The organism is Haloplanus sp. CK5-1, assembly GCF_037201915.1.
Lineage (GTDB): Archaea > Halobacteriota > Halobacteria > Halobacteriales > Haloferacaceae > Haloplanus > Haloplanus salilacus.
In genome coordinates, this window is the sequence record NZ_CP147505.1 from 854,679 (window position 1) to 880,595 (window position 25,917).

At 67.1% G+C, this 25,917-nt stretch carries 24 protein-coding genes and 1 tRNA gene; 16 read left to right on the plus strand and 9 right to left on the minus strand.

All coding sequences use genetic code 11. The features are described from left to right. Positions 1-377 precede the first annotated feature (377 nt). The 4 genes from NBT81_RS04530 (at position 378) to NBT81_RS04545 (ending at position 4,918) form a co-directional block, all read left to right on the plus strand. Positions 378-554, plus strand: a complete 177-nt coding sequence (locus NBT81_RS04530; RefSeq protein ID WP_338741357.1) for a hypothetical protein — start codon at positions 378-380, stop codon at positions 552-554. Between the two features lie 496 nt (positions 555-1,050). Then, entirely contained in the window at positions 1,051-1,971 is a 921-nt protein-coding gene (locus NBT81_RS04535) for a serine/threonine-protein kinase RIO2 (RefSeq protein WP_338741359.1), read from the plus strand. Between the two features lie 130 nt (positions 1,972-2,101). Continuing rightward, complete coding sequence (locus tag NBT81_RS04540) at positions 2,102-2,692, plus strand: 50S ribosomal protein L15e (protein WP_338741361.1); 591 nt, start codon at positions 2,102-2,104, stop codon at positions 2,690-2,692. Positions 2,693-3,052: 360 nt separating this feature from the next. Beyond that, positions 3,053-4,918, plus strand: coding sequence for an aldehyde ferredoxin oxidoreductase family protein (locus NBT81_RS04545; RefSeq protein ID WP_338741362.1), 1,866 nt, complete (start codon positions 3,053-3,055; stop codon positions 4,916-4,918). Between the two features lie 6 nt (positions 4,919-4,924). Here the strand turns inward: NBT81_RS04545 and NBT81_RS04550 are convergent, their stop codons facing one another. Beyond that, a complete protein-coding gene (locus NBT81_RS04550; RefSeq protein WP_338741363.1) occupies positions 4,925-5,320 on the minus strand; it encodes a hypothetical protein in 396 nt (131 codons plus the stop codon). A gap of 166 nt (positions 5,321-5,486) precedes the next feature. Between NBT81_RS04550 and ubaA the strand changes: the two genes are divergently transcribed. From ubaA to NBT81_RS04570, 4 genes are all read left to right on the plus strand, one after another. Further along, complete coding sequence (gene ubaA / locus NBT81_RS04555; protein ID WP_338741364.1) at positions 5,487-6,299, plus strand: SAMP-activating enzyme E1; 813 nt, start codon at positions 5,487-5,489, stop codon at positions 6,297-6,299. A 116-nt stretch (positions 6,300-6,415) separates the two neighbouring features. Further along, positions 6,416-6,488 (plus strand) — tRNA-Pro (locus NBT81_RS04560). 1,110 nt (positions 6,489-7,598) lie between these two features. Next, positions 7,599-7,784: a hypothetical protein gene (locus tag NBT81_RS04565; RefSeq protein ID WP_338741365.1), complete on the plus strand. Its 186-nt coding sequence runs from the start codon at positions 7,599-7,601 to the stop codon at positions 7,782-7,784. Between the two features lie 277 nt (positions 7,785-8,061). Beyond that, entirely contained in the window at positions 8,062-8,835 is a 774-nt protein-coding gene (locus NBT81_RS04570; RefSeq protein WP_338741366.1) for a DUF6293 family protein, read from the plus strand. Positions 8,836-8,842: 7 nt separating this feature from the next. On the opposite strand, the gene NBT81_RS04575 is transcribed toward NBT81_RS04570, so the two are convergent. Genes NBT81_RS04575 through NBT81_RS04585 form a run of 3 tightly spaced genes read right to left on the minus strand, consistent with a single transcriptional unit; the run spans position 8,843 to position 11,646 of the window. Then, positions 8,843-9,202 (minus strand): hypothetical protein, encoded by a 360-nt coding sequence (locus tag NBT81_RS04575; RefSeq protein ID WP_338741367.1) that lies wholly within the window; start codon positions 9,200-9,202, stop codon positions 8,843-8,845. A gap of 38 nt (positions 9,203-9,240) precedes the next feature. Next, positions 9,241-9,993 (minus strand): DUF429 domain-containing protein, encoded by a 753-nt coding sequence (locus NBT81_RS04580; protein ID WP_338741368.1) that lies wholly within the window; start codon positions 9,991-9,993, stop codon positions 9,241-9,243. Positions 9,994-10,032: 39 nt separating this feature from the next. Continuing rightward, complete coding sequence (locus NBT81_RS04585) at positions 10,033-11,646, minus strand: histidine kinase N-terminal 7TM domain-containing protein (protein ID WP_338741369.1); 1,614 nt, start codon at positions 11,644-11,646, stop codon at positions 10,033-10,035. Between the two features lie 132 nt (positions 11,647-11,778). Between NBT81_RS04585 and NBT81_RS04590 the strand changes: the two genes are divergently transcribed. The 3 genes from NBT81_RS04590 to NBT81_RS04600 all read left to right on the plus strand — a co-directional run bounded on the left by NBT81_RS04590 (position 11,779) and on the right by NBT81_RS04600 (position 14,370). Beyond that, entirely contained in the window at positions 11,779-11,973 is a 195-nt protein-coding gene (locus tag NBT81_RS04590; protein WP_049935367.1) for a cold-shock protein, read from the plus strand. Between the two features lie 155 nt (positions 11,974-12,128). Then, positions 12,129-13,718: a hypothetical protein gene (locus NBT81_RS04595; protein ID WP_338741370.1), complete on the plus strand. Its 1,590-nt coding sequence runs from the start codon at positions 12,129-12,131 to the stop codon at positions 13,716-13,718. Positions 13,719-13,794: 76 nt separating this feature from the next. Next, complete coding sequence (locus NBT81_RS04600; protein ID WP_338741371.1) at positions 13,795-14,370, plus strand: DUF7504 family protein; 576 nt, start codon at positions 13,795-13,797, stop codon at positions 14,368-14,370. Between the two features lie 10 nt (positions 14,371-14,380). Here NBT81_RS04600 and NBT81_RS04605 read toward each other — a convergent pair whose 3' ends face one another. Both NBT81_RS04605 and NBT81_RS04610 read right to left on the minus strand, forming a co-directional pair. Further along, positions 14,381-14,617: a hypothetical protein gene (locus NBT81_RS04605; RefSeq protein WP_338741373.1), complete on the minus strand. Its 237-nt coding sequence runs from the start codon at positions 14,615-14,617 to the stop codon at positions 14,381-14,383. Next, positions 14,618-15,442, minus strand: a complete 825-nt coding sequence (locus tag NBT81_RS04610) for a M48 family metallopeptidase (protein WP_425498728.1) — start codon at positions 15,440-15,442, stop codon at positions 14,618-14,620. A 112-nt stretch (positions 15,443-15,554) separates the two neighbouring features. Between NBT81_RS04610 and NBT81_RS04615 the strand changes: the two genes are divergently transcribed. The 3 genes from NBT81_RS04615 to NBT81_RS04625 are packed head-to-tail and all read left to right on the plus strand — an operon-like array spanning position 15,555 to position 20,277. Next, positions 15,555-15,854 (plus strand): DUF7518 family protein, encoded by a 300-nt coding sequence (locus tag NBT81_RS04615; protein WP_338741375.1) that lies wholly within the window; start codon positions 15,555-15,557, stop codon positions 15,852-15,854. A 15-nt stretch (positions 15,855-15,869) separates the two neighbouring features. After that, on the plus strand, positions 15,870-19,445 hold the full coding sequence (smc, locus tag NBT81_RS04620) for a chromosome segregation protein SMC (RefSeq protein WP_338741376.1): 3,576 nt from the start codon (positions 15,870-15,872) through the stop codon (positions 19,443-19,445). Beyond that, positions 19,438-20,277 carry a ScpA family protein gene (locus NBT81_RS04625; protein ID WP_338741377.1) on the plus strand — a complete coding sequence of 280 codons (840 nt, stop codon included), beginning with the start codon at positions 19,438-19,440 and terminating at the stop codon, positions 20,275-20,277. Before smc ends, NBT81_RS04625 begins: the two co-directional genes overlap by 8 nt. 157 nt (positions 20,278-20,434) lie before the next feature. Here NBT81_RS04625 and NBT81_RS04630 read toward each other — a convergent pair whose 3' ends face one another. From NBT81_RS04630 to NBT81_RS04640, 3 genes are read right to left on the minus strand one after another with little or no spacing between them, the layout of a single operon-like run. Further along, a complete protein-coding gene (locus NBT81_RS04630) occupies positions 20,435-20,671 on the minus strand; it encodes a hypothetical protein (protein ID WP_338741378.1) in 237 nt (78 codons plus the stop codon). A gap of 46 nt (positions 20,672-20,717) precedes the next feature. After that, positions 20,718-21,716: an AEC family transporter gene (locus tag NBT81_RS04635; RefSeq protein ID WP_338741379.1), complete on the minus strand. Its 999-nt coding sequence runs from the start codon at positions 21,714-21,716 to the stop codon at positions 20,718-20,720. A gap of 30 nt (positions 21,717-21,746) precedes the next feature. Beyond that, positions 21,747-22,442: a phosphoribosyltransferase gene (locus tag NBT81_RS04640; RefSeq protein WP_338741381.1), complete on the minus strand. Its 696-nt coding sequence runs from the start codon at positions 22,440-22,442 to the stop codon at positions 21,747-21,749. 86 nt (positions 22,443-22,528) lie between these two features. On the opposite strand from NBT81_RS04640, the gene NBT81_RS04645 reads away from it, so the two are divergent. Both NBT81_RS04645 and ppsA read left to right on the plus strand, forming a co-directional pair. Then, the gene (locus NBT81_RS04645; protein ID WP_338741382.1) at positions 22,529-23,422 is read left to right on the plus strand and encodes a PhzF family phenazine biosynthesis protein; all 894 of its coding nucleotides are present in this window, start codon (positions 22,529-22,531) and stop codon (positions 23,420-23,422) included. Between the two features lie 147 nt (positions 23,423-23,569). Continuing rightward, positions 23,570-25,837: a phosphoenolpyruvate synthase gene (gene ppsA, locus NBT81_RS04650; RefSeq protein ID WP_338741383.1), complete on the plus strand. Its 2,268-nt coding sequence runs from the start codon at positions 23,570-23,572 to the stop codon at positions 25,835-25,837. Positions 25,838-25,917 lie beyond the last annotated feature (80 nt).

A 25,917-nucleotide genomic window follows, 5' to 3' on the forward strand; every position in this document is an offset into this window, starting at 1 on the left:
CGGTGGCTCCGATAGTGGCTCCGACGGTGGATCCGATGGTGGATCCGATGGTGGCTCCGACGGTGGCTCCGATTCTAACGGGTCTGGATCCACGAACGACAGCTCGTCCGACGACTCCGGTACCACCTGATGGTGCCCGGCAGAACGAGTCGAGGATCTCTCCGCCTCCCCGGGACAGCCCGTGACGCCCACAGGCGGAATGTCCTCGTGATCCTCATCTATCTCTTCGTGTTCATTCTGCTCGTCGGCGTCGTTGTCGCGTTCCTGTGATTCCGAGACGGTCAGTGTGTCTACAGAGACACAGCGAGATCTATTCGTGTATTTGACACTCCTAACGCTTGGGATTCCTCCGCGTTCACGCGGAGGAGGATGTCAGTATGAACGGCGAAGCGGCCGAGACTATCGGTATCACGCGGAACCTCACCGAGCGGGTCAAACAGCAACGACGGCTCCGGAGCCAGAAAGAACAACTCGACGAGTTCGCAAGCGCGGTGTCTCACGACCTGCGGAATATGGATGTCCCACGCTCGTTGATACCGTCGAGAATTCGGTAGAGTGTCTTGAATCGGCTGTAATCCTCCAGCAGTTCACATACTGGTATTCGGGTCAACAACGTTCTCGCGGAGTTGCTTGACGGTGCACTTGGCGATGCAGGTTTTCCCCGCCCCCGACGGCCCGTACAGGAACGATAGCTCGGGGCGGCTATCGGTCATGATCGGCCGCAATGTATCTGAGAGGTGGCTCACCTCGGCGGATCGGTGTTTCACCTCCCGATGAATGAACTCAGCTTGTAACACGCAAGCATTGGTAATCGTATGTAGTCATTCGGAAACTATTCGGATAAACGGAAGGGGGTAGTTTCCGAATTTTCCGAGAACTGTCTTCAACTGTTACCTCAACGGCTTCAGAACTAACCTATCAGTATCTTTTGATTTGTAGAAATTCATCTACTGAAGCTCTGTGACGCCGCCCCGGGCAGTTTTGTATCGCGATATACGATTTATCCGGGCGACGCGGGGGGCTTTTGTCCCTCGCGCGCGGAGTCGAGGTATGGTCGAAAACGTCGCCGGCGTGGTCGCCGAACTCGAACCCGAGGATTTCTACCTCCTCTCTGGCGTCGAGCAGGGGATGCGGTTCAGCGAGTGGGTCAACCGGGAGAAACTCCCCGACTACGCGGGGCTGACGGCCGAGGAAGTGGACTACCGGCTGGACCGGTGTATGAAACGCGACCTGATCGAGCGCCGGACGATCCAGTACGAGGGGTACCAGCTCTCCTTCGAGGGGTACGATGCACTCGCCCTCCACACGTTCGCGGAGCGCGACACCGTCGAGGGGATGGGGTCGTCGCTCGGCGTCGGGAAGGAGAGCGACGTGTACGAGGTGCGGTCGTACCGCCCGCTCGCCCTGAAGTTCCACCGCGAGGGGTACACCAACTTCCGGGAGGTCAACCGCGAACGCGAGTACACCGCCGACCACCACCACGTCTCCTGGCTCTACACCGCGCGCAAGGCGGCCGAGGCCGAGTACGACGCTCTGGAGACGCTCTACCCCGACGTGTCGGTGCCCCAGCCCGTCGACCACAACCGCCACGCTGTCCTGATGGCGAAGTTCGACGGCGTCGAACTCGCGCGATCGAAACTCGACGACGACGGCGTCCTCCCGGTCGTCGACCTCGTCCTCAGGGAGGCCGCCACCGCCTACGACGCCGGACTGGTCCACGCCGATCTCAGCGAACACAACGTCGCCGTCTCGGAGTCCGGCGTCACCATCTTCGACTGGCCCCAGTCGGTGTCGACGGACCACGCGAACGCCGACGAACTGCTCGAACGGGACGTCGACAACCTGATCGGGTTCTTCGAGCGCAAGTACCCCGCCGTCGTCCCCGACGTCGATACGGCCGCCGTCGCGGAGGCCGTCACCGACGGCGAGTTCGAGACGATCCGCGCGTTCGCGACGAGTCGAAGTTCTTAAGCGCAGTCGGGGGGTAGACGCGACAACTCGCTGGTAGACGGGCCTCCAGCGGGCACCCGATTCGTCGGGACGACATGTGGCCCGCCGGCGTCGCCGGCGGGGCTGAATCGCAAGCGCCCGTGGACAACCCATGGCACGAAGCTTCTACTCGCACATCCGAGAGGCGTGGCGGGACCCCGACGACGGGGACCTCGCCGAACTGCAGTGGCAACGAAAACAGGAGTGGCGCGACCAGGGCGCCATCGAACGGATCGAGCGTCCGACCCGCCTCGACAAGGCTCGCAACCTCGGCTACAAGGCCAAACAGGGCATCGTCGTGGCTCGCACCGCCGTCCGCAAGGGGGGGGCCCGCAAGCGCCGGTTCAAGGCCGGTCGCCGCTCGAAGCGTCAGGGCGTCAATCGGATCGGTCGCCGTAAGAGTATCCAGCGCATCGCCGAGGAGCGCACGTCGCGGAAGTACCCCAACCTCCGCGTACTCAACTCCTACTGGGTCGGGGAAGACGGCTCCCAGAAGTGGCACGAAGTGATCCTCGTCGACCCCCACCACCCGGCCATCGAGGCCGACGACGACCTGAACTGGATCTGTGACGACTCTCACAAGGGTCGGGCGTTCCGCGGGCAGACGAGCGCCGGCCAGAAGGGTCGCGGCCAGCGAAAGCGCGGGAAGGGTACGGAACACACCCGACCCAGCATCGGCGGCGACCGGCGTCGCGGCAAGTAACTCCCTTCGCGGTTCTTCTTCGGTTTCACGTCGATCAGCTCCCGTGCCGTCGGTCGCGCACTGATAAACTGTATATCGCGATACAGAAGGCGGCACTCGTCGATACCCCCACCGGATTTCGACGACGAACTGCGTCGTCGGTCGGGCACGGGATCGAACCGCAGCCCGGTGTCGCCGATCGGGACTGCTGTGGTCTCGTCTGCGTGGTGTGTTATACTACACCGGATCTCGGTGTGGATGCTTCGTTTTTCGGATTCGCCACTAAACTACCAGCAAACCCTTTGTAGTCGGAGTGACGACGGCCTTTCATGCTACATAGGACCATCGAAACGGTGTGGCGGACGGAGGGGGACACGTAACGTGTCCGACCTCCCACCAGTCTACGGCGGGCGAGTTCTGCACGTCCATCTCGACGACGGGACCCACGAGATCGAGTCGATCGACCCCGCGGACGCTAGGCGGTTCCTCGGCGGCAACGGCTTCGCGGCGAAGGCAGTCCACGAGAGCGTGCCCGTCGACGCCGATCCGTTCGATCCCGAGAACGTCCTCGCCTTCACCGTCGGCCCGATGAACGGCACGCCGTTCCAATCGACGAGTCGTGGCGTCGTCGGGTTCGTCAGTCCGCAGACGAACGGCTTCTTCGACAGCACGTTCGGCGGCACGTTCCCCCGGGCTCAAAAGACGACCGGGTTCGAGTCGGTCGTCCTCCACGGATCGGCCGACGACCTCTCGTACGTCCACGTCGACGAGGACGGTGCCGAAGTGGTCTCCGCGGCCGATCTCTCGGGACTCGACACCTACGAGACGTGCGCCGAGGTGGAGTCTCGAGCGGTCGAACACGCCGACGCCGACGCCGAGGACGTCCACGTCATCGCCGCCGGTCCGGCCGGCGAGAACTTGGTGCGCTTTGCCTGTCTCCTCCACGACTCCGAGATGCGCGAGGGGGTCGCCGGCCGCGGCGGCGCGGGCGCGGTGCTGGGGTCGAAAAACGTCAAGGCGGTCGCGATAGAGGAGGGTGACTTCCGGCCCGACCCCGTCGCAGACGGTGACCTCCGCGAGTTGGCCGGCGGTCGGATGGGGCCCCTGATGGCCGAGACGGAGATGCTCCAAGACTACGGCACGAGTGGGCTGGTCAACCCGATCAACGAGATGGGGAAACTCGGCCGGCGGAACAACCGGGTCGAACAGGCTCCCGACGAGGACGCCGAGGCCATCAGCGGCGAACGCCTCCGCGAGGAGTACGTCACCGAAGACACGACGTGTGCCAACTGTGCCGTGGCGTGTGGCAAACACGTCACCGTCGAGGGCGAGGGGATCACCGAGGCGAAGATTCCGGAGTTCGAGAGCCTCTTTGCCACCGCGACGATGACCGACGTCTTCGACATCGAGCGAGTGATGGAGGCCAACGACCGCTGTGATCGGCTGGGGATGGACACCATCTCGTGGGGCGTCACCGTCGCCTTCGCCCGCGAGTGTCACGACGAGGGACTGCTGTCCGACGACGACTCCCCGCACCTCGGATTCGGCGACGCCGACGGACTGGTCGAACTCGCCCGGCAAACGGCTCACCGTGAGGGCTTCGGCGACCGGCTCGCGGAGGGGTCGTTCCGGTTGGCGGCCGACTTGGACGACGAGGCCGAGCGCTACCTCCACGGAGTCAAGGGTCTGGAGTTCGCGGCCCACTCCCCGCGGGGGTTGAAGGGGATGAGTATCGGCTACGCCACCGCGACGCGTGGCGGCTCTCACCACGACACCCGCCCGACACTCCAGTACGACGGCGAACACGACGAGACGACCGAGGGGACACCCGAGTTCGCCGCCCGGACCCAGCATTTCACCGCGCTGGGCGACTCGCTCACCCAGTGCCGGTTCGTCAGCGAGGGCGGGTGGGGCAAGCGCGTCACCGACCGCTACCGTGATGCGATCAACGCCGCGACGGGGTGGGACCTCTCCACCGACGAGGTCGAACGGATCGGCGAACGGGTCTACAACCTCGAACGCCTCATCAACGTCGAACGCGGGGTCGCGCGCCGCGAGACCGACACGCTCTCCCACCGCGTCATGCACGAACCGATCCCTGACGGCCCGGCCGAGGGGATGTACTGTCCGCCCGAGGAACTCGACGCGATGCTCGACGAGTACTACGCGTTCCGCGGCTGGGACGACGACGGCGTACCCACGGCGGAGCGGCTCGACGCCCTCGGGATGGCGGAGTTGGCGGACTGAGTTCGGCTACGTCCCCGCCTGCCGATACCCCGCTGCGACCCACGCGCCGACCGCGACGACGGCGGCGACGACGACGAACGCCCAGAACGCCGTCCACGCCGCGGCGCCGACGCTCCCCGATCGGACGCCGACGACCACGCCCGCGAGGCCGGCGGCGGCGAACGGTAGCAGGAACGGGAGGTCGGTCCACTCCCCGCCCGTGTTGTGGTACTCGACGGCGTATCCCCAGACGCTACCGGCGGTGAACTGGAACACGAGGAGTCCGAACAGCCCCGAGACGACCGCGCTGAGCACCGATCGGGTCGTGATACTCCCGGTGCGCAGGAGGACGACCGTCGTTCCGACGAGGAAGACGAGGACCATCAGGGCGTGCCAGGGTCGAAGTCGATCTTGGAGGGCCATACGCGCCCTTCGACTGCCCGACCCAAGAACGTACGCTTCGCGTGGTCCGCGCTCGTGGCGGTTCGGGGCCGATATCGCGATTCGATATCGCGACATTCCATTTACGAGTGTGGGCGGCTCGTCCGGACGACACGGATTTATCCATCCGCGCCTCCGAAAGAAGAATATGAGTGGGCTCTCGCTCGACGCCACGCAACTGGATCGCTACTCCCGGCACATCATCATGGACGAGGTCGGTCCCGAGGGGCAGAAGCGACTACTGGATTCGAGCGCCCTCGTCGTCGGTGCGGGGGGACTGGGCGCGCCCGTCATCCAGTATCTCGCGGCCGCGGGCGTCGGCCGGATCGGGATCGTCGACGACGACGTCGTCGAGCGGTCGAACTTGCAGCGGCAGGTGATCCACGGCGACGCCGACGTGGGCCGTCCCAAAGTCGAGAGCGCACGCGACTTCGTCGCGACGCTCAACCCCGACGTCGACGTCGACATCTACGAGACGCGACTCGACCGGACGAACGCCGACATCGTCGAGGGCCACGACGTGATCGTCGACGCTTCCGACAACTTTCCGACGCGCTATCTGGTCAACGACACCGCTCGCCTCGCCGGGATTCCGGTCTCCCACGGCGCTATCTACAAGTTCGAGGGACAGGTCACGACGCTCCACCCCGACGGGCCCTGCTACCGGTGTCTGTTCCGCGAAGCCCCCGAACCGGGGACCGTTCCCGACTGCGCGACGACGGGCGTCCTCGGCGTACTCCCCGGTACTGTCGGCTGCATCCAGGCGACCGAGGCCGTGAAAGTTCTCCTCGACGCCGGCGATCCCCTCGTCGGGCGGATGCTCTTCTACGACGCGATGGACATGAGTTTCGAGACGGTGCCCTACGCCGAGGATCCGGGCTGTCCGGTGTGTGGCGAGGACCCCATCGAGACCATCGACGACATCGAATACACCGACGGCTGTGCGATCAGCGCGGACTGAGACGCCGTCTCTCGTCCTCGTCACACCACGCCGTCGACGACGGCCGGAACTGATCCGTCCCCGTCCGATGGGGGGAACGAAATCCTTTAGCGCCCGCGCGGACGAACTCGGGACGCGGGACCGTGGGTTAGCCTGGTATACTTCGGGCCTTGGGTGCCCGTGACCCCGGTTCGAATCCGGGCGGTCCCACTCCTACTTTTTGCTCGGTCGCTGCGCTCCCTCGCAAAAACGTGGTGAAAAACCGCGGGGTAAGATTCGAATCAGCGAGCGACGCGAGCGGAGCGACCGTGGTTCGCAATCCGGGCGCCCCATACCGTTATCGGGGCGAAACACCAGCCGGCGAGCACCCGCTTAACTCGGGGAGGTGAGCGGCCGTGAGCCGGACCGAACGTCCGTCCGACTCCTACCCGCTCGCCGTCTGCTACTACTGCGGCCTACCGATCCCCCGTGACGGACGCGAAGACTGTCCGGCGCGGCACGAAGGGAGGTGTCGGCCGTGACGCTCGTCTGCGAGTGTGGGTCACCGGCGATCGAGATCGTCGACGCGACCGACCCCGAAGACGACGACGGGCGACCGGCCGGTAGCCATGTGACCCGAGTAGGTGGGAGGTGACGAGAGAGCAAGACTGGTAGACGCCTTCGGGGTCGACTGCGGTCTCCGTCTCACCGTCGGGAATTGCGGCCCAATCAGCCTGTGGTGTCGGCAGATCGAACAAAATTTCGCACCTCATCCAAGCGAGAGCGTACGTTTGGGCACAGAGACCTCACTCGCGTTCCGACCGGGCCAGAATGAGACTACATCGAAACACACGAATCCGATCGCCGGATCGGTGCCCTATCAGTCGACCCCCCAGGGGGTTCGGAGATTATTTGAGGTCGACGGAAATTACTTGAACTAAGCAGCAGATATCGGGCCTGTGTGCCCGAAATCGGGCATGGTTACAGATGGGCCCTTGTGGGGTCGAAGCCTCCCCGGCGTCGACGTTTCCGGGCTACCCGAGTCGTCACAGACGGACCCTTGTGGGGTCGCAGCCGACTGAAAGACCCTCGACGCCGACGGTCGCCTACCCGAAAAACGGGAGCAGGCGGGTGGCGACGAACCAGATCACGGCTCCCACGACGGCCAGGAGCGTGAGCACGCTTATCAAATCTCCGATCAGTTTGACGGGGTCCATACGCGGGCGAACTTCCGGATATAAGATAACTGTTGGGGGAGGTACCGGGAACGACATCGACCGCCGGTCTTGGCGCGTGACCGTGGACGAAAACTGATATGGTCCTCTCTCGACTCCCACAACCATGCGCTCGCTCATAGAACGAATCCCGTGGTGGGGGTACGGCGTCGTCGGCGTCCTCTATCTCGTCGCCATCGGCTACCGGCTGTTCGGGGGGTCGTCGCTCTCCCTGCCCGGACTGGTGCTCCGTCTCGTCGTCGCGTGGTGGCTCGTGTTGGTGAGCTATCTGAAGTACTACGATTACGTCTGATTTCGTTTCGCGGTGCTGTCCGCCGCGGATCGCACTCTCTCCACGACGGATACCGCACACGCCACGGAGCGGCGTCCCCCAGGCGACCGTCGCCCGGTCGAGGCACCCCCGCCGACCCGTGGCGCGCCGTCCGGCCGTCGTCTCCTCCCCCCGTACACCGCCGCGGCGGTGTACAGACATCCGTTCCGACGGCGAGTAGTTAAGGATTTTACCGTTACTATCGTTACTACTGTTACTACCGTTACTTAATTGCGCTCGGCGCTCGACGGTCCGCTCGATGAACGTCGCGGAGCGCGTCCACGTGATGCCCCTCGGATTCGAACACGACCGCATCGTCGAACCCGCGATGGAGTACCGCGCCGACCGGGTCGTCCTGCTGGACTGGTTGGCCGCCGACGTCGAGCGCCCCGACTACCACGACGACGTGGTGGCGGATCTGGAGGCCGCCGGCGTCGAGGTCGACCGTCGGGACTGCAACCTCTTCGACCTGTACGACTCCATCGGCGTCATCGCGGAGATCGTGACCGCGGAGGCACGACCGGCCGACGACGCCGACCTCGGTAACGAGGTGTACGTCAACCTCGCGACCGGAAGTAAGATCACCGCAATCGCGGGCATGATCGCGTGCATGGTCACCGGCGAGGCGCGGCCGTACTACGTCCGCGCCGAACGGTACGCCTCCGGCACGGAGCCGGTGGGGTACGGGATGGAGGTCGCGATCGATCTCCCGACCTACCCGATGGAGCGACCGGACCGCCAGCAGATCGCCGTCCTCGACCACGTCGTCGAGGAGGGGCCACGGTCGAAACGGGAGTTGATCCGGTTCGGTGCCGAGCGCGACCTCCCGTTCGTCCGGGACTGCGACCGTCCGTTCGACGCGTCGGGGAAGCCGACCAAGCAGTCCTACGCGCGCCTCCGCCGGCACGTCGTCGATCCACTCGTCGACCGTGGGTTCGTCGCTGTCGACGCCGTCGGGACGACCCGTCGCGTGCGGGCGACGGAGGACGGCCACAACGCCCGGACCGCCTTCGGCTACGTCCTCGACGCGTGAGGCGTGCCTACGGGTCGAGGCGGTCGAGTAACTGTTGGAGCCGGTCGTCCGACTCGAACCGCTCCACGAGCGTCTCGGGATCGCAGTCCAGGTCGTACGCCGGTCGTCCCTTCCCGACGGGCGAGCGGTCGTCCGTCTCGGCGGTGTCGACGAGGCCGGCCGCGTCGAGTTCGTTGAGCGCGCGCGTCACCTCCGCCTCGGAGACGCTCCCCACCACGTCGCCGTCGATCGCCTCGGCCTGCTCGTCGCAGACGCGGGCGATTCGCCCGGCGTGTGCGGGTGCCTCTCCTCGGGTCGAGAGGGAGCCGACGCCGATCAGGGTGAGTCGCTGCACGAGGGTCGTCGAGTCGAGTGAGCCGTCGGCCATACTCCACCCTCGTCGCCCCGACCACAAAATCGTACCCCTCACTTCGGGTCGTCGCGTAGCGACCCCGCGGCTCGGTACACCATCCGCATCGGGAGGTCCGTCGGATCACGCTCCGGTTCGGACGGGAGCGTCCGCAGGTCGCCGGGGCCAGGACGGGCCGTATAGCCCAGAACGACGGCGTCGAGGACGTCGTCGACGCCGACGTCCTCGCCGCCGGTCGCCTCCGCCGCCGACTGGACGACCGGTGGTGCGTCGCGGTCGAACTCGGCGAGCGTGCGCATCCGCTCGGCGTACCCCGCGGCCGTCCGCTTCGAGTAGTGCAGGGGCTCGCCCGCGAACGCCCGGAAGCACACCTCCGGGTGGGCCTCGGCGACCACGTCCCGTGCTTCCGGCAGTTCTTGGAGCAGTTCGTCCACGGCTGCGATGTCGTCGCTGATTGCGAACGCCTGTTTCGTCAGGCTCTTGCCGCTCTTTCGCTCGTTGACCCGCTTGGCCGCTGGGTAGCGTCGCTTGCGCGTCGCCTCCCGAACCGGCGGCGTGAACACGGCCCGCCGGCGCGGCCCCAGTACCTCCCGAGCCAGCCTGTCACAGGTCCGTTCGGTAGATCCATCCTCGACGAGACCGATCGGCACGTCGAGCAGGATGCGGTCGGCGCGCTCCTCGTACTCCAGCCAGAGGTCGCCCACCTCTGCGAACACCGTCGCGTGGTCGAACCCCTCGGCGTCGAACGCGACGGCGACCCACGAGCCCGACGCGACGTCGGCGCCAACGTACAGCGGATCGTCGCTCATCACGCACTACCAGACGGTGCACACGAAAAAGTTCGCCGCTCACCACGAGAGCCGGAGGCGCACGCCGTCTTGGTACGTCGAGTCGAGGGTCGCCCGCCAGCCGTGCACCTCGGCGAGCGTCCGGACCAGCGGGAGTGCGGTCCCGGACACGTCGGCCGACACGGCGTCGGCGTAGTCGAAGTACCGGTCCGGATCGCCCTCCAGTGGCTCACCGTCGTCGGTGATCGTGATCCCGTCCGGTCGGCGGGCGACGACCACCGACGACGCGCCGTTGTCGACGGCGAACTCGAAGGTACGCGCAAAGAGGAGCCGGAAGCGTGCGGGATCCGCCTCGATCGATCCGTCACCCTCGACGGTGAGGTCGACGTCGGGCGACCCCTCCGTTTCCCAGGCGTCCGTCACCGCCTCGCGGAAGTCGAGTTCGACGGCGTCGGCCATCGTCTGTCCGTACTGTGCGACCGTCGCGAAGTCGTTCATCAGCTGTGTCGTCCGGTCGGTCGTCGACGTCGCCGTCCGCAGCGCGTCCCGGGCGTCGTCGACGTCACCGCTGCCGAGTTGCTCCGTCGCCCACCGGACGTTGCCGCGGATGATCATCACCGCGTTCCGGAGTTCGTGGCGCATCCCCTCCGAGAGGTCCTCGAGTTGCTGGTTGTGGCGCTCGAGTTCCCGCCGTTGTCGTTCGATTCGGGTCACGTCCGAGAGGACGACGATCCGGCCCAGCGACCCCTGTCCGATCTCGAACGCGTTGTCGCTCACCACGTAGTGGCGACGGTCGCCGTCGACGTCCACGTCGACGACGTCCCGGTCGTCGTCGTCGTCGAGCGCCTCTGCGATCTCCGGCACGGCGGTCACCGGATCGCCGACGGCGCCGTCAAGGGCGGGAAACAGCCGACGGGCCGCGTGATTGTACTCGCGAATCCGGCCGTCGTCGTCCAGAAAGATCGTCGCGCCCTCGACCCCTTCGGTGAGTTGTACCGCGAAGAAGCGATCCTCGAAGACGAACAGGACGCCGACGGCGAACGCCGCCACGCCGAGGGGGGCGTGGATCATGTCGATCAACAGCGGTGTCGCGTAGCCGACGATGTCGAGGACGACCGGTGCGCCGGCCAACCCGACGAGGACGGCAAGCGGCGTCGCGTCGTACTCGGCGTCGGCGAACGCCTCGAAGAGGGCGAACATCCCCACGGTGGCCAGCGCGTACGACAGCCCCGTCACCACCCAGTGGAACATTCCCTGCTGGATCGCCAGATGGTCGAACGGCGTCGAGACGAATCCGGTCGTGAAGTAGAGGTGGTGGATGGGGTTGGTGACCTTCACGGCGACGACGCCGAGATACAGCGCGACCCCGGCCCACCGGTATGCAGTCCGCCGGTGGTACGTCCGGCCGGTGTACGCCGAACAGAAGTAGAGCCAGGCGAAGACGGTGCTGAACCCGAGGATCAGCCCGAACAGGTAGACCGCCGTCTTCAGAGCCTCGGCCGGCAGGACGAGGAGTGCGGCGTGGCTGGCGGCCCAGCCGCCACTCGTCGCGAGGAGGACGACCAGTCCGCGCCGCGTCTCGGCGTCCTCCACGTCGCGGGCGCGGACGACGCCGGCGGCACAGCTGACGGTGGCGGCGACGAACACCAGTGCGTATCCGGTCGCGGGCGACACTCCGACTGGCACTCCGAAACTGGTAGCGACCGCCGCCTAACCAAAGCTTCGGTTCGGTCGCGCTGCGACCGGCCCCGTGTGCCGGCGACTCACGGAAGTCTTATCTGTGGACGGGGCCTTCGCTAGAGTGCAATGGCAACTGGTACGGTCGATTTCTTCAACGACACTGGCGGTTACGGCTTTATCGAGACTGAGGACGCGGACGACGACGTGTTCTTCCACATGGAGGACGTGGGCGGCCCGGACCTCGAAGAGGGACAGGAACTAGAGTTCGAAATCGAGGACTCCCCCAAGGGTCCGCGCGCGACGAACGTCGTTCGCCTGTAAGGTTCGCCTTCGGGCGACGCGTTCCCGACGTCCACGTTTTTTGTACCGGCTCCCGTCGACCAGCGGCGGCGCTCCACTCGGGTTCTCAGCGGTGAGAACCCGAACCACATGTTGAAATCCCCCGGCCACTACACTCCGACGAGGCACACCGCTCCATGGGACCGACAGCCGTCAGAGCCGCGGTCGCACTCCTCGTCCTCGTCCTCGTCGTCCCCCCGATCACCGGGGTCGGCGGGACGGCCGTCGGTCAGACACCCCCCGAGATCACCGTCTCGGTCGACGGGTCGACGGTCGCCGACGGGGACGACACGCTGGTCGAGTCCGATCCGACCGTCGACGTCTCGGTCGAGGCCGACGATCGGATCTCCGTCGTCTCCGTCCGCGTCGACGGGACGACCCGTAGCCAGTACACACCCAACGCCACCTCGTTCGAGGAGTCGTTCGACCTCGCCCTCCGGAGCGGCGAGCACACCCTCGACGTCGTCGTCGAGGCCGGCGGCACCACGACCACCCACTCGATCACGGTGACGAAAGACGACCAGCGGCCGTACGTCCGCTACACCTCGCCGTTCGAGACCGAACTGTACGCCCCGCCTCCGGAGGTGGTGACGGTGAACACGTCGCGGATCACGCTCGCGGGCAACTTCAGCGACGTGAGCGGCGTTACGCACCTCCGCATCCTCCGAACCACCACGTACGCGGTCGGGACGGCGACCCGGACCGATCGGGACGTCTACGAGCAGTCGGAACTCAACGGTTCGTTCGAACAGTCCATCTTTCTTGGCGTCGGCCGCAACAACGTCACCGCTTGGTACTACGACGAGCTGGGGCACCCCCGAATACACCGACTGGATATCACCGTCGAGGACACCGCCCCGCCGACGCTGTCGAACCTGACCGCGGTCCGGACGTCGCCGTCGGAACTCCGAATCCACGGTAATGCCACCGACAACGGCCAGATTCGGAGCGTCACGCTCCGCTCCGAAGACGGCCCCGACTCGGCGTATCTGGTCGATCCGTCGCTGGAAAAGCCCGACCCGACGCGGCGGTCGGTCACGTTCGGGACGAACGTCTCCCTCTCCCCCGGTGTCACTGCCGTCGTCGTCAACGCCACCGACACGGCGGGGAACTCCGTCGAGCGGACCGTCACCGTCCGGCGGAACGTCGACCCCGAACTCAGCCTCGACCCCGACGCCACCCGGTTCGAGAACGCGAGTTCCGTCGCCGTCTCGGGTCGGGCGACCGACGGCGAAGTCGTCAGTGCGACCGTCGAGACGGTCGATCCATCGTCCGGCGAGGTGATCGACATCGCGTCGCTCCACGACGGCGCCGTTACGACCGACCTCCGCTTCGACCGTCGCCTCGACGCCCCCGACGGCCGGAACGTGACGGTTCGCCTCCGCGTCATCGACTCCGCCGGGACGGAACACGTCACCTCGCTCGATCGCACGCTGGTCGTCGAGACGGCGACGCCCGCGTCGACCCCGCGGCCGACGGCGACGCCGAACCCCAGCACCGCGTCCTCGACCCCGCAGCCACCGACCGTGACGCCAACTCCCGTCCCGGACACGGACGACTCGGGAGTGACCGTTCCGCTGATCGGTGTGACGGTTCCCGTCCCGTCGGTCCTGGGCGCGTCGGTGTCGCTCCCGATCCCCGTCGTCGGACCGATCGACCTCCCGTTGGTCCCGGTCGCAGTCGTCGCCTTGGTCGGCCTCGGCGCCGTGGGGCGGGCCCGCGGCTAGGCACCGGCCGAGGGGGTTTTATGTCATCGTATCATACACTTCGCGAGGTGATTCCATCTCCGCCGACACTCCGCCCGTGACCACGCTCCACGTGACGGACGCCCGGACGACGATCCGTGCCCAGCAGTGCGCCCACGCGACACCCCGGTCCTTGGACGACGATCCGGACGTGGTCGTCGTCGCACTGGCCGGATCGCCGGCCGCGTGGCTGGCACAGTGGGACGGCATCGCTTTCGACGGCGGCGGTCGGGCGACCGTGGTCGTCCAGGAGGCGGTCGACTGGGTCGCCGGCCGGCCCCGGGAACGCATCGACCGCGCCGCTCCGTCCGGAACCGACGTGGCCGTCAAGACGGTCGACTCCGTCGGCAACCTCACCGACCTCGGCGTCACGCTGGTGGAGGAACTGGACGCGTACCGAACCGCCGACTCCCCGACCACGCTCTGTTTCCAGTCGCTGACGGTCCTCCTCCAGTGGTCGGATGTGGACACCGTGTACAAGTTTCTCCACACGCTCCTGGGACATCTGGACGGTGACGCGTCCGACACCCCGGACGCGACGGCGCACTTCCACCTCCACGGGCGCGCCCACGAACCCGACACCGTCGATCGGTTGCGCCCGCTGTTCGACCGTGTCCGCCACGACCCCGCGTGAGCCACACGGCCTACACGAGCGCCACGTAGCCGAAGTAACAGCCCGCCGCGAGACAGCCGACGCCGAGTGCTTGCACCACCCGTCGCCAGCGTGTCGGTGCCGCCCCGTTCGCGCCGTACTCGCCCCGCCCGTCGTGGGGTCGACGTCCGGCGGTGTGGACGCGAACGACGGCGTCGGGGGCGACGAGACAGACGACCCCGACGAGGACGCCGAGGACGGCCGCCAGCAGCGTCCGAACGTCGACCATCTACGCCCGCAGGCGTTCGATCCGCTTCTCGACCGGTGGGTGCGTCGCGAACAGGCGGGCGAGGCCGCTCCCGTCGCCGAAGATACACAGCGCGTTCACCTGGTCGTCGACTTCGGTGTCACCGCGCTGGGCGCTCCGGCTGATCTTCTCCAGCGCGCGAGCGAGGGGTTCGCCGCCGCCGATCTCGTCGGCGGCGTCGGCGTCGGCGACGTACTCGCGGTACCGCGAGATGGCGAAGACGAACACCATCACCAGCATCTGGGTGATCTGTCCGACGACGATGGCGAGGAAGAAGTCAGCGAGGTCGTTGTCGCCGGTCAGTAGGACGGCCCACTGGGCGACGATGGCGACGATGGAGGCGACGCCCTGCCCGAGCACCATCATCACCACGTCGCGGTTGCGGATGTGGGCGAGTTCGTGGGCCAACACGCCCTCGACCTCGTCGGGGTCGAGCGTCCGCAGGAGTTCCTGGCTCACGACGACGGTTCCCGCACCCTTGCGCCCGACGGCGAAGGCGTTGGGGACGCCCATTCGAGCGATCATGAGGCGGGGCTTGTCGATCCCCATGTCGCGTGAGAGCGACTCGACGCGGTGGTGAATCTCCTGGTACTGGTTTTCGGGGAGGTCCTCGGCCCCGACGCTCCGGAGCGCCATCCACTTGCCGAGTTTGTACTGGACGCCGACGAAGGCGATGCTGCCGACGATGACCAGCGGCCACACGCCGGTTCCGAACATCGCCATCACGACGACTGCCGCGACGGCGTAGAACGCGAACAGGAGCGAGCCGACGACGGCCATCCTGACTTTGAGTCCGACGTGACGCATGCGCGAGAGTCCAGTCTCGGGACACTAAACCCTCGTGGTTCGGATCGCACGCCGGCTCGACATAGTGAACGTCTGACGTACCTTTATACGTCCGGGGCCGCCTGCTAGAGGCATGAGCAACAGGGTGGAGGAGCTCGAATCGCGGGTCGCGCAACTGGAAGCCGCCGTCGACGGTCTCACCGAGGAACTCGTCGAGACGCGGGAGCGACTCAGCAAACTCGAAGCCGACGAGGGTGTCGACAACACGCGGACGCCCGACCGTCGGGAGTCCCCTGACCTCGACGCCGACGCCGACGCCGACGCCGGGACCGAGTCGGTGGCGTCCGAGCCGGACGCCGAGAGCGAGGCCGACGCCGAGACGGAGTCCGAGGACGACTCCGATTCGGACGGTAACGACATCATCGTCGCCTGATCGGGGCCACGCCCCATGCACATCTCCGAACTCGTCCTCGACGACTTCAAGAGCTTCGGCCGGAAGACCCGCATCCCGTTCTACGAGGATTTCACCGTCATCACGGGGCCGAACGGCTCCGGGAAGAGCAACATCATCGACGCCGTCCTCTTCACGCTCGGCCTCGCGCGGACCCGCGGGATCCGCGCCGAGAAACTGACCGACCTCATCTACAACCCCGGTCACGAGGCCGACGACGACCGGTCGGGCCCCCGTGAGGCGAGCGTCACCGTCGTCCTCGACAACGGCGACGGCACGCTCGACCGCTCGCAGGTGGTCAACGCCGCCGGCACGGAGGACGTCGGCGACGTCGACGAGATATCGGTCAAGCGTCGCGTCAAGGAGACCGAGGACAACTACTACTCCTACTACTACCTCAACGGGCGGTCGGTCAACCTCTCGGACATCCGTGATCTGCTGGCGCAGGCGGGCGTGACGCCCGAAGGGTACAACGTCGTCATGCAGGGCGACGTGACCGAGATCATCAACATGTCGGCGGGTCAACGCCGGACTATCGTCGACGAGATCGCCGGAGTCGCCGAGTTCGACGCGAAAAAGGAGGACGCCTTCGAGGAACTGGAGGTCGTCCAGGAGCACATCGACGAGGCGGACCTCCGCATCGAGGAGAAGGAGACTCGTCTCGATCAACTCGAGGACGAGCGCGAGACGGCGCTCGAGTACCAGTCGCTCCGCGAGGAGAAGGCGGAGTACGAGGGCTACCTGAAGGCCGCCGAACTCGAAGAGAAGCGAACCGCCTTGGAGCGGACGGAGAAACGGACCGAGGCCAAAGAACAGGAACTCGCCGACCGGCAGGCGACTCTCGAGGAACACCAGTCCGAAGTCGACCGCCTGGAAGCCGACCTCGACGACCTCACTCGGGAGATCGAGCGCAAGGGCGAGGACGAACAGCTCCGGATCAAAGGCGAAATCGAGGAGACCAAAGGCGAGATCGGTCGCCTCGAAGCGACCATCGAGAGTCAAGAAGAGACGATCGAGGACGCCGAACAGGAGCGCCGGGAGGCCTTCGTCAGCCTCGATCGCAAGAACGAGGAACTCGACGACCTCGAAGACGAGATCCGGTCGATCAAAGTCGAGAAGGCGTCGGTCAAAGGCGACATCGAGGAGAAGGAGTCGGAGCTCCAAGCGGTAGAAGACGAGATCGAGAACGTCGACACGGCGTTCGACGAACTCAAGGCGGAGCTCGCCGAGCACAAGGAGACCCTCGAAGAGCGCAAGACCGAGCGCAACGACGCCCAGCGCGAGAAGGACCGCCTCCTCGACGAGGCACGCCGGCGCTCGAATCGGATCGGCGAGGCCCAGTCGGAACTGGAGGCGGCCCACGAGCGGGTGCCCGAGTTGAAAGCCGAACTGTCGGATCTGCGGGGCGAACTCGACCGTGCCGAGCGGAATCGCGAGACGATCGAAGACGCGATCGAGGAGTTGCGCTCGGAGAAGGCCGACCTGAACGACGACCTCGGCGAAATCGAGGACGACCTCCGGACGAAACAGAACGAGTACGCGGAACTCGAGGCGCGCGCGGACCGCGACGGCGACGACTCCTGGCCACGGTCGGTGACGACCGTCCTCAACGGCGGCATCGACGGCGTCCACGGTGCAGTCGGCCAGTTGGGAAGTGTCGACCCCGAGTACGCCACCGCGTGTGAGACCGCCGCCGGCGGCCGACTGGCGAACGTCGTCGTCGACGACGACGGCGTCGGCGCGACCTGCATCGATCACCTCAAATCCCGGTCGGCGGGGCGGGCGACCTTCCTCCCCATCACCGAGATGGACCGTCGCGGGCTCCCCTCGAAGCCCTCGCACCCCGGCGTCGTCGACTTCGCGCGGAACCTCGTCGACTACGACGACCGCTACGCCGGCGTCTTCTCCTACGTCCTCGGGTCGACGCTCGTGGTCGAGGACATGGACACCGCGCGGGACCTGATGGGCGACTACCGCCTCGTGACGCTGGACGGCGACCTCGCCGAGAAGAGCGGCGCGATGACCGGCGGCTCCGGCGGCGGGTCGCGTTACTCCTTCACGAAGAGCGGAAAGGGAAAACTGGAGCGACTAGCCGAGGAGATAGAGAGTCTGGAGGACGACCGCCGGGCGGTCCGCGAGGAGATCCGCGACGTGGAGTCCCGCCTCGACGACGCCCGCGACCGCAAGGCCGACGCGACCGAGCGGGTGCGCGAGGTCGAGGCGGAGATCGAGGACGTCGAGACGGAACTCGCGGACACGGAGGCCGAAATCGAGGAGTTGGAGGACGAACTCGACGGTCTCCGTGACGAACGCGAGGAGGTCGACGCGGAGATGAGCGAGTTGGAGGAGCGTATCGACGAACTGGACGGCGAGATCGAGGGGATCGAAGCCGAGATCGAGGCGTTGGAGGCCGATCTCGCGGACTCGCGGATCCCCGAACTCACGGACCGAAAGGAGGGAATCGAGGCAGACCTCGCGGACCTGCACGACCGGATGGACGACCTCGACGCTCAACTCAACCAGACACGAGTCGAGGCTGAGTACGCAGAGGAGGCCGTCGACGACCTCGAATCGACGATCGAGGCGGCCAAAGAGCGCAAGCGCGAGGCCGCCGACCGGATCGAGGAGTTGGAGGCCGAGGTCGAGGACCGGGAGGCGACGTTGGCGGAGAAGCGCGCGGCGATCGAGGATCTGGAGGACGAACTCGCGGACCTCAAGGCCGAGCGGGAGGGCCTCCAGAGCGACCTCCGCGAGGCGCAGTCGGAGCGCGACGCCCAGCGCGAGCGCGTTGCCGAGGTGGAGAGCGACCTCGACGACCTCGAGGAGGACGCCGACCGCCTGGAGTGGGAGATCGACGAGCTCGAGAGCGAGGTCGGGGCGTACGATCCCGAGGAGATCCCGGATCACGAGACCGTCGAGGAGAACGTCGCGCGACTGGAGTCGGAGATGGACGCGCTCGAACCCGTCAACATGCTCGCGATCGACGAGTACGACGAGGTGGAGGCGGAACTCGACGACTTACAGGAGCGACGCGACACGCTCGTCGACGAGCGCGACGCCATCCAGGAGCGGATCGAGGGATACGAGCAACGGAAGAAGGAGACGTTCATGGCGGCGTTCGAGGCCATCGACGACCACTTCCAGGACATCTTCGAGCGGCTCTCGGCGGGGACGGGCGAGTTGCATCTGGAAGACGAGGACGACCCCTTCGAGGGTGGCCTGACGATGAAGGCCCAGCCGGGCGACAAACCGGTCCAGCGGCTGGACGCGATGAGCGGCGGCGAGAAGTCGCTGACCGCGCTCGCGTTCATCTTCGCCATCCAGCGCCACAACCCCGCGCCCTTCTACGCGCTGGACGAGGTGGACGCCTTCCTCGACGCGGCCAACGCCGAGCGGGTGGGCGAGATGGTCGACGACCTGGCCGGTGAGGCGCAGTTCGTCGTCGTCTCGCACCGCTCGGCCCTGCTCGATCGGTCGGAGCGGGCCATCGGCGTCACCATGCAGGGCGACAACGTGAGCGCGGTCACGGGCATCCAACTCGACGACACCCCGGAGGCGACAGCCGATGACTGAGGATCCCCTCCCGGACGACGTCGACCTCCCGCAGACCGACGAGGACGAGGTCGAACCTGTCGAACTCCTCGTCCAACTGGCCGAAGACGGCGAGATCGATCCCTGGGACATCGACATCGTCGAGGTGACCGACGCCTTCCTCGACCGCCTCGACGAGACGGACCTCCGCACGTCCGGGCGGGCGCTGTTCTACGCGAGTGTCCTCCTGCGGATGAAAAGCGACGGCATCCTCGACGACGGGAGCGAGGAAAACGCGGAGATGGAGCCGTGGGAGGCGGCCATGGAGGGCGGCGAGGGGTCACGGAGCCCACACGGGCCGGACCCCATCGACGCCCTCGACGCGGAACTCGACCGCCGGCTGGAGCGCAAACACGCCCGCGGCTCGCCCGAGACGCTGGACGAGCTCGTCCGGGAGCTCCGCGAGGCGGAGCGCGACTCGTGGTGGAAGGAGTCCCGTTCCTACGACACCTCGGCGTCGCCCGGCGGCTACGACCGCGGCACACAGACGCTCGACTACCGGGCGGCCGACGACCTTCGCGAGGGCGGCGAGCCGACCGAGAACGACGTGACCGGCACCACCCACGCCGAGGACATCGAGACGAAGATCGAGGCGGTACGCGAGGCGGTCCGCACTCACTACGACGCCGGCCGGGCGGAGGTGCTGTTCGCCGAGGTGCGTGAGGCCGCCGGTGCGCCGGTGGATACGTTCCTCGCCCTCCTCTTTCTCTCCCACCGCGGCGAGATCAGGCTCCGGCAGGACGACCTCTTCGGCGACCTCTGGATCCGCGACCCGTCGGCACCGGGGGTCGGCGACGAAGCCGTGGCGGACTGAGGTCGTCCCGCGACGTGCAGGACGGCCGAGGGGACCCACGGGTTCGAGCCGTTGGAAGACGAAGCCGTGGCGGACTGAGGCCGCCCTACGTCGTGCAGGACGACCGAGGGATCCACGGCTTCGAGTCGCCGGGCGACGGAGCCGTCGCGGACCCGCCTCACTTCCGTGCCGGGATGGTGTCGGTGACGACGAGGACGATAGCGAGGCCGAGCACCGCGAGGAGGACGACGGCGACGCGGACGTCGAGCAGGAGGTTCGCGACGGCGACGAGCCCGGTCTCGTGGGCCAGTTCGACGGTCTCACGCTTTGCGACCGCGTACGGCGGGACGTGTACCGCTACCAGTATCGTCACGACGACGAGGAGCGCGTAGTCGAGGCCGTCTCTCTCTCGCATTCCTCGGATGTCCGAGGGGCGGTGGCTTAAACGTCGCGGCCGGCGGCTACACGAGCAGGCCACTCTCCAGCACCGCGATCAACACGGTCAGGAGCGGCACGCTCAGGAGCGTCGTGACGAGCACGGCCGTGCTGACGTACTCGGCGACAGAGAGACCGTCGCCGGCGGATTCGCCGCCGAACTCGACGACGAGGAGGAGCGGGGTGATCGCCGCCGGTGTCGCACACTCGAGGACGAACGTGCGTGCGACGGTCGGATTCTCGAACCCGACGAGTAGGACGACGGCGACGCCGACGACGGGTGCGACACCCATCTTCAGGACCGCAGCGGGGCCGACGCGGGAGAGCGCGGCTCCGTAGTCGGTGTCGGCGAGTTGGACCCCGAGGATCAGCAACATGAGGGGGATGGAGGCGTTGCCGACGAGCGCGAGCGTCTCCATGGCGGTGCCGTCCGCCGGGGGGACGGCGTCGAGCCAGCGGGCGAGCACCGCGGCGACGACGGCGTAGACCAGCGGAATCTCGAGTGCACGTTTCATGCCCGCGATTCCGCGCGACCCGCCGCCGCGTCCCGCGACGTAGACGCCGACGGTGTAGAGGACGACTCCCTGGACGGTCAGGTAGAGAACGGCGGTACCTCGGCCGTCGACGCCGAAGGCGAACTCCGAGAGCGGGACGCCGTAGTTGCCGGAGTTGGGGAAGGCACTCACGAGGACGAGCGCGCTCAGGATGGGTTCGGACTCGCCCAGCAGCCGCCCCACGAGCTCCGCGACGACGAGCATGACGAGCATGAACGCGACGGTGGCGACGGCGATGCGGGCGAGCGTCGCCTGTGCGAGCGTCGCCGTGGCGATGCTGTGGAAGACGAGCGCCGGAACGAGGACGTACACCGTGACGGTGTTCAGTGGGCCGATGGCCACCTCGCGGCGGCGGCCGAGGACGACGCCGACGCCGGCCAGTGCGACGATGGGGAGGATGGCCGTCGCGAAGATGGAGAGCAGTGCGGTCACGCGCCACCCCCAACTCGATGGTCCTCGGGGGAGTCGCATCCGGCCCGCCGCCGTCCCGTCCGGACCACGTCAGGCGAGTCGCCAGGCCTCGGCGTGGTCGGTCGGTTCGATCACCGACCGGCGCTCCATCTCCGCGAGCACTTCGCCGAGACGGTCGGGCTGGGCGATCTCCATCTCGATGCGCTGGATGTCGTGTTCGTCCGCGAGCAGGTGTCGCACGTCCGCCCGGTCGAATCGGTCGGCGTCGGCCCGTTCCATCACACCCTCGATCAGGTCGATCATGTCCTCGATGAAGTTCCACGGGTAGACGATCCACGCCCACTCCTCCAGACGCTCGCCGACGAAGTCGGGATCGAACTCGCTGGTGTCGAGAAGTTGGAGGGTGGCCGTCCGCACCGCCGAGGGGTCGCGGTCGGCGACGTACTCGTGGGCGTGGCGCAGCGACTCGCCCGTGTCGGCGATGTCGTCGACGATCAGGACGTCCTTGCCCGCGACGCTCCCCTCGGGCATCGGATACCGGACCTCGGGGTCGGCCCCCTTCGCCGCGGTGCCGACGTAGTGCTCCATCTTGAGGCTGGTGAGGTCGTCGAGGCCGAGGAAGTCACAGCAACAGCGCCCGGCGAACCAGCCGCCCCGAGCGAGCGCGACGATCACGTCGGGGTCGAACTCCGCGGCCCGCACTTCGTCGGCCACGTCCCGGCAGAGCCCGTAGATGTACTCCCAGTTCGTGATCGTGCAGGTGAAATCGTCCGGGAGGTCGCTCATGCCGGCGAGTCGGACGGCCGGGGGGTAAGGGTTTACGGGTTCCACCGACCCACAACGTCTTGACCCGCGGCGTTCAGGTCGGTGGCATGGACACGCGCCGGACCCTGTTGATCGACGCCTTCACCGACGAACCGCTCACGGGCAACCCGGCGGGTGTCGTCCCCGACGCTGCCGGTCTCGACGCCGCACAGATGGGGGCGATCGCCCGCGAACTCAACGCCAGCGAGACGGCCTTCCTCACCGACGACGACGACTCGGACCGCCGGATTCGCTACTTCACACCCACACAGGAGGTCGACCTCTGTGGACACGCCACGGTCGCGAGTCTCGCCCACCTGCACGACCAGGGTGTCCTCGACGGCGAGGGATCGCTCCGGACGAACGTCGGCGTCCTCGACGTGTCGGTCGAGGAGGGGGTCGCGTGGATGGCCCAAGACGATCCGTCGGTCGAGACCGTCGACCTCGACTACGACCGCGTGGGCGAGACGCTGGGTGTCGACCCGGCGGCGCTCCGGGACGTGGGCGCGGACCTCCCGGCAGCGGTGGCCTCGACCGGTCTCCCCTTCCTGATCGTGCCGGTGAACTTCCTCGAACACCTGGCCGACGCCGACCCCGATCCGGACGCGGTAGCCGACCTCGCGGCCGCCCACGGCGCGACGGGCGTGTACACCTTCACGTTCGACACGCTGGACGCGGCGTCGACGCTCCACGCCCGGATGTTCGCGCCGGGGGCGGGCGTGCCGGAAGATCCCGTCACGGGGACGGCCAGCGGTGCCTGTGGCGCGTACCTCCACACCGTCGACGCGTTCGACGACCCGCCCGAGGAGATGCGGTTCGAACAGGGCCACTTCGTCGACCGACCGGGACTGGTCCGGGTCCGCGTCGACGAGGGGGTCCGGGTCGGCGGGCGCGCGGTCACGGCCCTCGACGGCACACTCGTGGTTCCGTCGAGCGACGGTGACGACATCGTCGAAGCCTGATCCGGTCGGTGTCTCCAGCACGTTGCCGGCGGCGTCTGCCCCGCACGCCGACGCGTGGCTCGGCGTGTGGTACCACGAAACGTGGTCGGCCGTAGTTGCACGCTTCGAAACCTTCTTTGTGCCACTCGCGGGATTTCTCCCTACGAAATGGCTGTAGCTTGGCTGGAGGACGTACGGGCCACCGATCTGGGGACGGTCGGTGGCAAGGCGGCTTCGCTCGGCGAACTCACGGAGGCTGGACTCCCCGTTCCGCCGGGATACGTCGTAACGGCCGGCACCTATCGGACCTTCATCGAGGAGGCCGGCATCGACGACGAACTGTTCGAGGCCGTCGACGTCGACTCCGACGACTCGGCGGCGCTCGAAGCGGCCCACGACCGCGCGCACGAACTCATCATGGAGACGCCCGTCCCCGAGTCGGTGCGCGAGGGCATCCTCGAGGCGTACCGCGACCTCGACGACGGGAAGGCGTTCGTCGCCGTCCGGTCGTCTGCCACCGCGGAGGACCTCCCGGACGCCTCCTTCGCCGGTCAGCAGGAGACGTTCCTCAACGTGACCGAAGAGGACCTGGTCGAACGGGTCAAGGAGTGTTGGGCGTCGCTGTTCTCCCAGCGCGCCATCTACTACCGCAACCAGAAGGGGTTCCCCCACGACGAGGTCGACATCGCGGTCGTCGTCCAGAAGATGGTCGACGCCGAGAAGAGCGGCGTGATGTTCACCAGTCACCCCTCGACCGGCGATCCGCGCATCATCATCGAGGCGGCGTGGGGACTGGGCGAGGCGGTCGTCGCCGGCGCGGTCTCCCCGGACAACTACGTCGTCGATCGGACGACGAGCGAGGTCGAGGCGATGAACGTCGCGACCAAGAAGGTGATGCACGTCAAAGACGAGGCGACGGGCGAGACGGTCGAGACGGAGGTGCCCGAAGGGAAACGCGACCAGCAGGTGCTCGAACAGGCGGAGATCGATAGACTGGTCGAACTCGGCAAGAAGGTCGAGGACCACTACGGCGAACCACAGGACGTGGAGTGGGCAGTCGTCGACGGCGAGGTGTACATGCTCCAGTCCCGCCCCATCACGACCATCGACGAGGGCGAAAGCGAGGACGCCGACGCCGAGAGCCAGAGCGAGAGCGGGAACGACGACACGCTGCTGTCGGGTCTCGGCGCGAGTCCGGGCATCGCCGTCGGTCCCGTCCGGATCGTGACGAAACTCGACCACCTGGATCAGGTGCGCGAGGGCGACGTGATCGTCACCGAGATGACGATGCCGGACATGGTGCCGGCGATGAAGCGCGCGGCAGCCATCGTCACCGACGAGGGTGGCATGACCTCCCACGCGGCCATCGTCTCCCGGGAACTCGGCGTCCCGGCGGTGGTCGGCACCGGTGGCGCGACGAAGACGCTCGAAGACGGACAGGAGGTCACCGTCGACGGCGAGATGGGGACTGTGGTCAAGGGGCGTGCGGCCCAGTCGGAACCGACCGTCGAGCCGTCCGAGGACTCGCCGTCCGGCCCACGGCCGAAGCCGGTGACGGCGACGGAGGTGAAGGTGAACGTCTCCATCCCCGACGCCGCGGAGCGTGCGGCCGACACGGGTGCCGACGGCGTCGGCCTCCTGCGGATCGAGCACTTGGTCCTCTCGCTGGGGAAGACCCCCGAGCGGTACATCGAGGACGAGGGTGCCGAGGCCTACATCGACGAACTCACCGACGGCATCCGGCAGGTCGCGGAGGCGTTCTACCCCCGTCCCGTCCGGGTCCGCACCCTCGACGCCCCCACCGACGAGTTCCGACAGTTGGAGGGCGGCGACGACGAACCCCACGAGCACAACCCGATGCTCGGCTACCGCGGCATCCGGCGGAGCCTCGACCGTCCCGACGTGTTCGAACACGAACTCGAGGCGTTCAGCCGCCTCTACGACATGGGGTACGAGAACCTCGAGATCATGTTCCCGCTGGTCAACGACGGCGAGGACGTGGCCCGCGCTCGCGACCGCATGGCGGCCGCGGGGATCGATCCCGAGAAGCGTGACTGGGGCGTGATGATCGAGACGCCGGCGAGTGCGCTCGGCGTCGAGGACATCGTCGAGGAGGGAGTCGACTTCGTCTCCTTCGGGACGAACGACCTGACACAGTACGTCCTGGCGGTCGACCGCAACAACGAACACGTCTCCGACCGCTTCGACGAACTCCACCCCGCGGTGCTGGACATTATGGGCGAGACGCTCGACGCCTGCAACGCGGCCGGCGTCGACACGAGCATCTGTGGGCAGGCCGGATCGACCCCCGAGATGGTCGAGTTCCTCGTCCGGAACGGCATCACTTCGATCAGCGCCAACATCGACGCGGTGCAGGACGTCCTAGAGACGGTCGACGGCGTTGAGGAGCAGTTGATCCTCGACGCGGTGCGGTAGCCATCCCGGTCGGGATGGAGGGGAGGCCGCCGGATCGCTCCCTCGAAACCTGAAAGACTTAGGTCAACCCCATCCCAGGG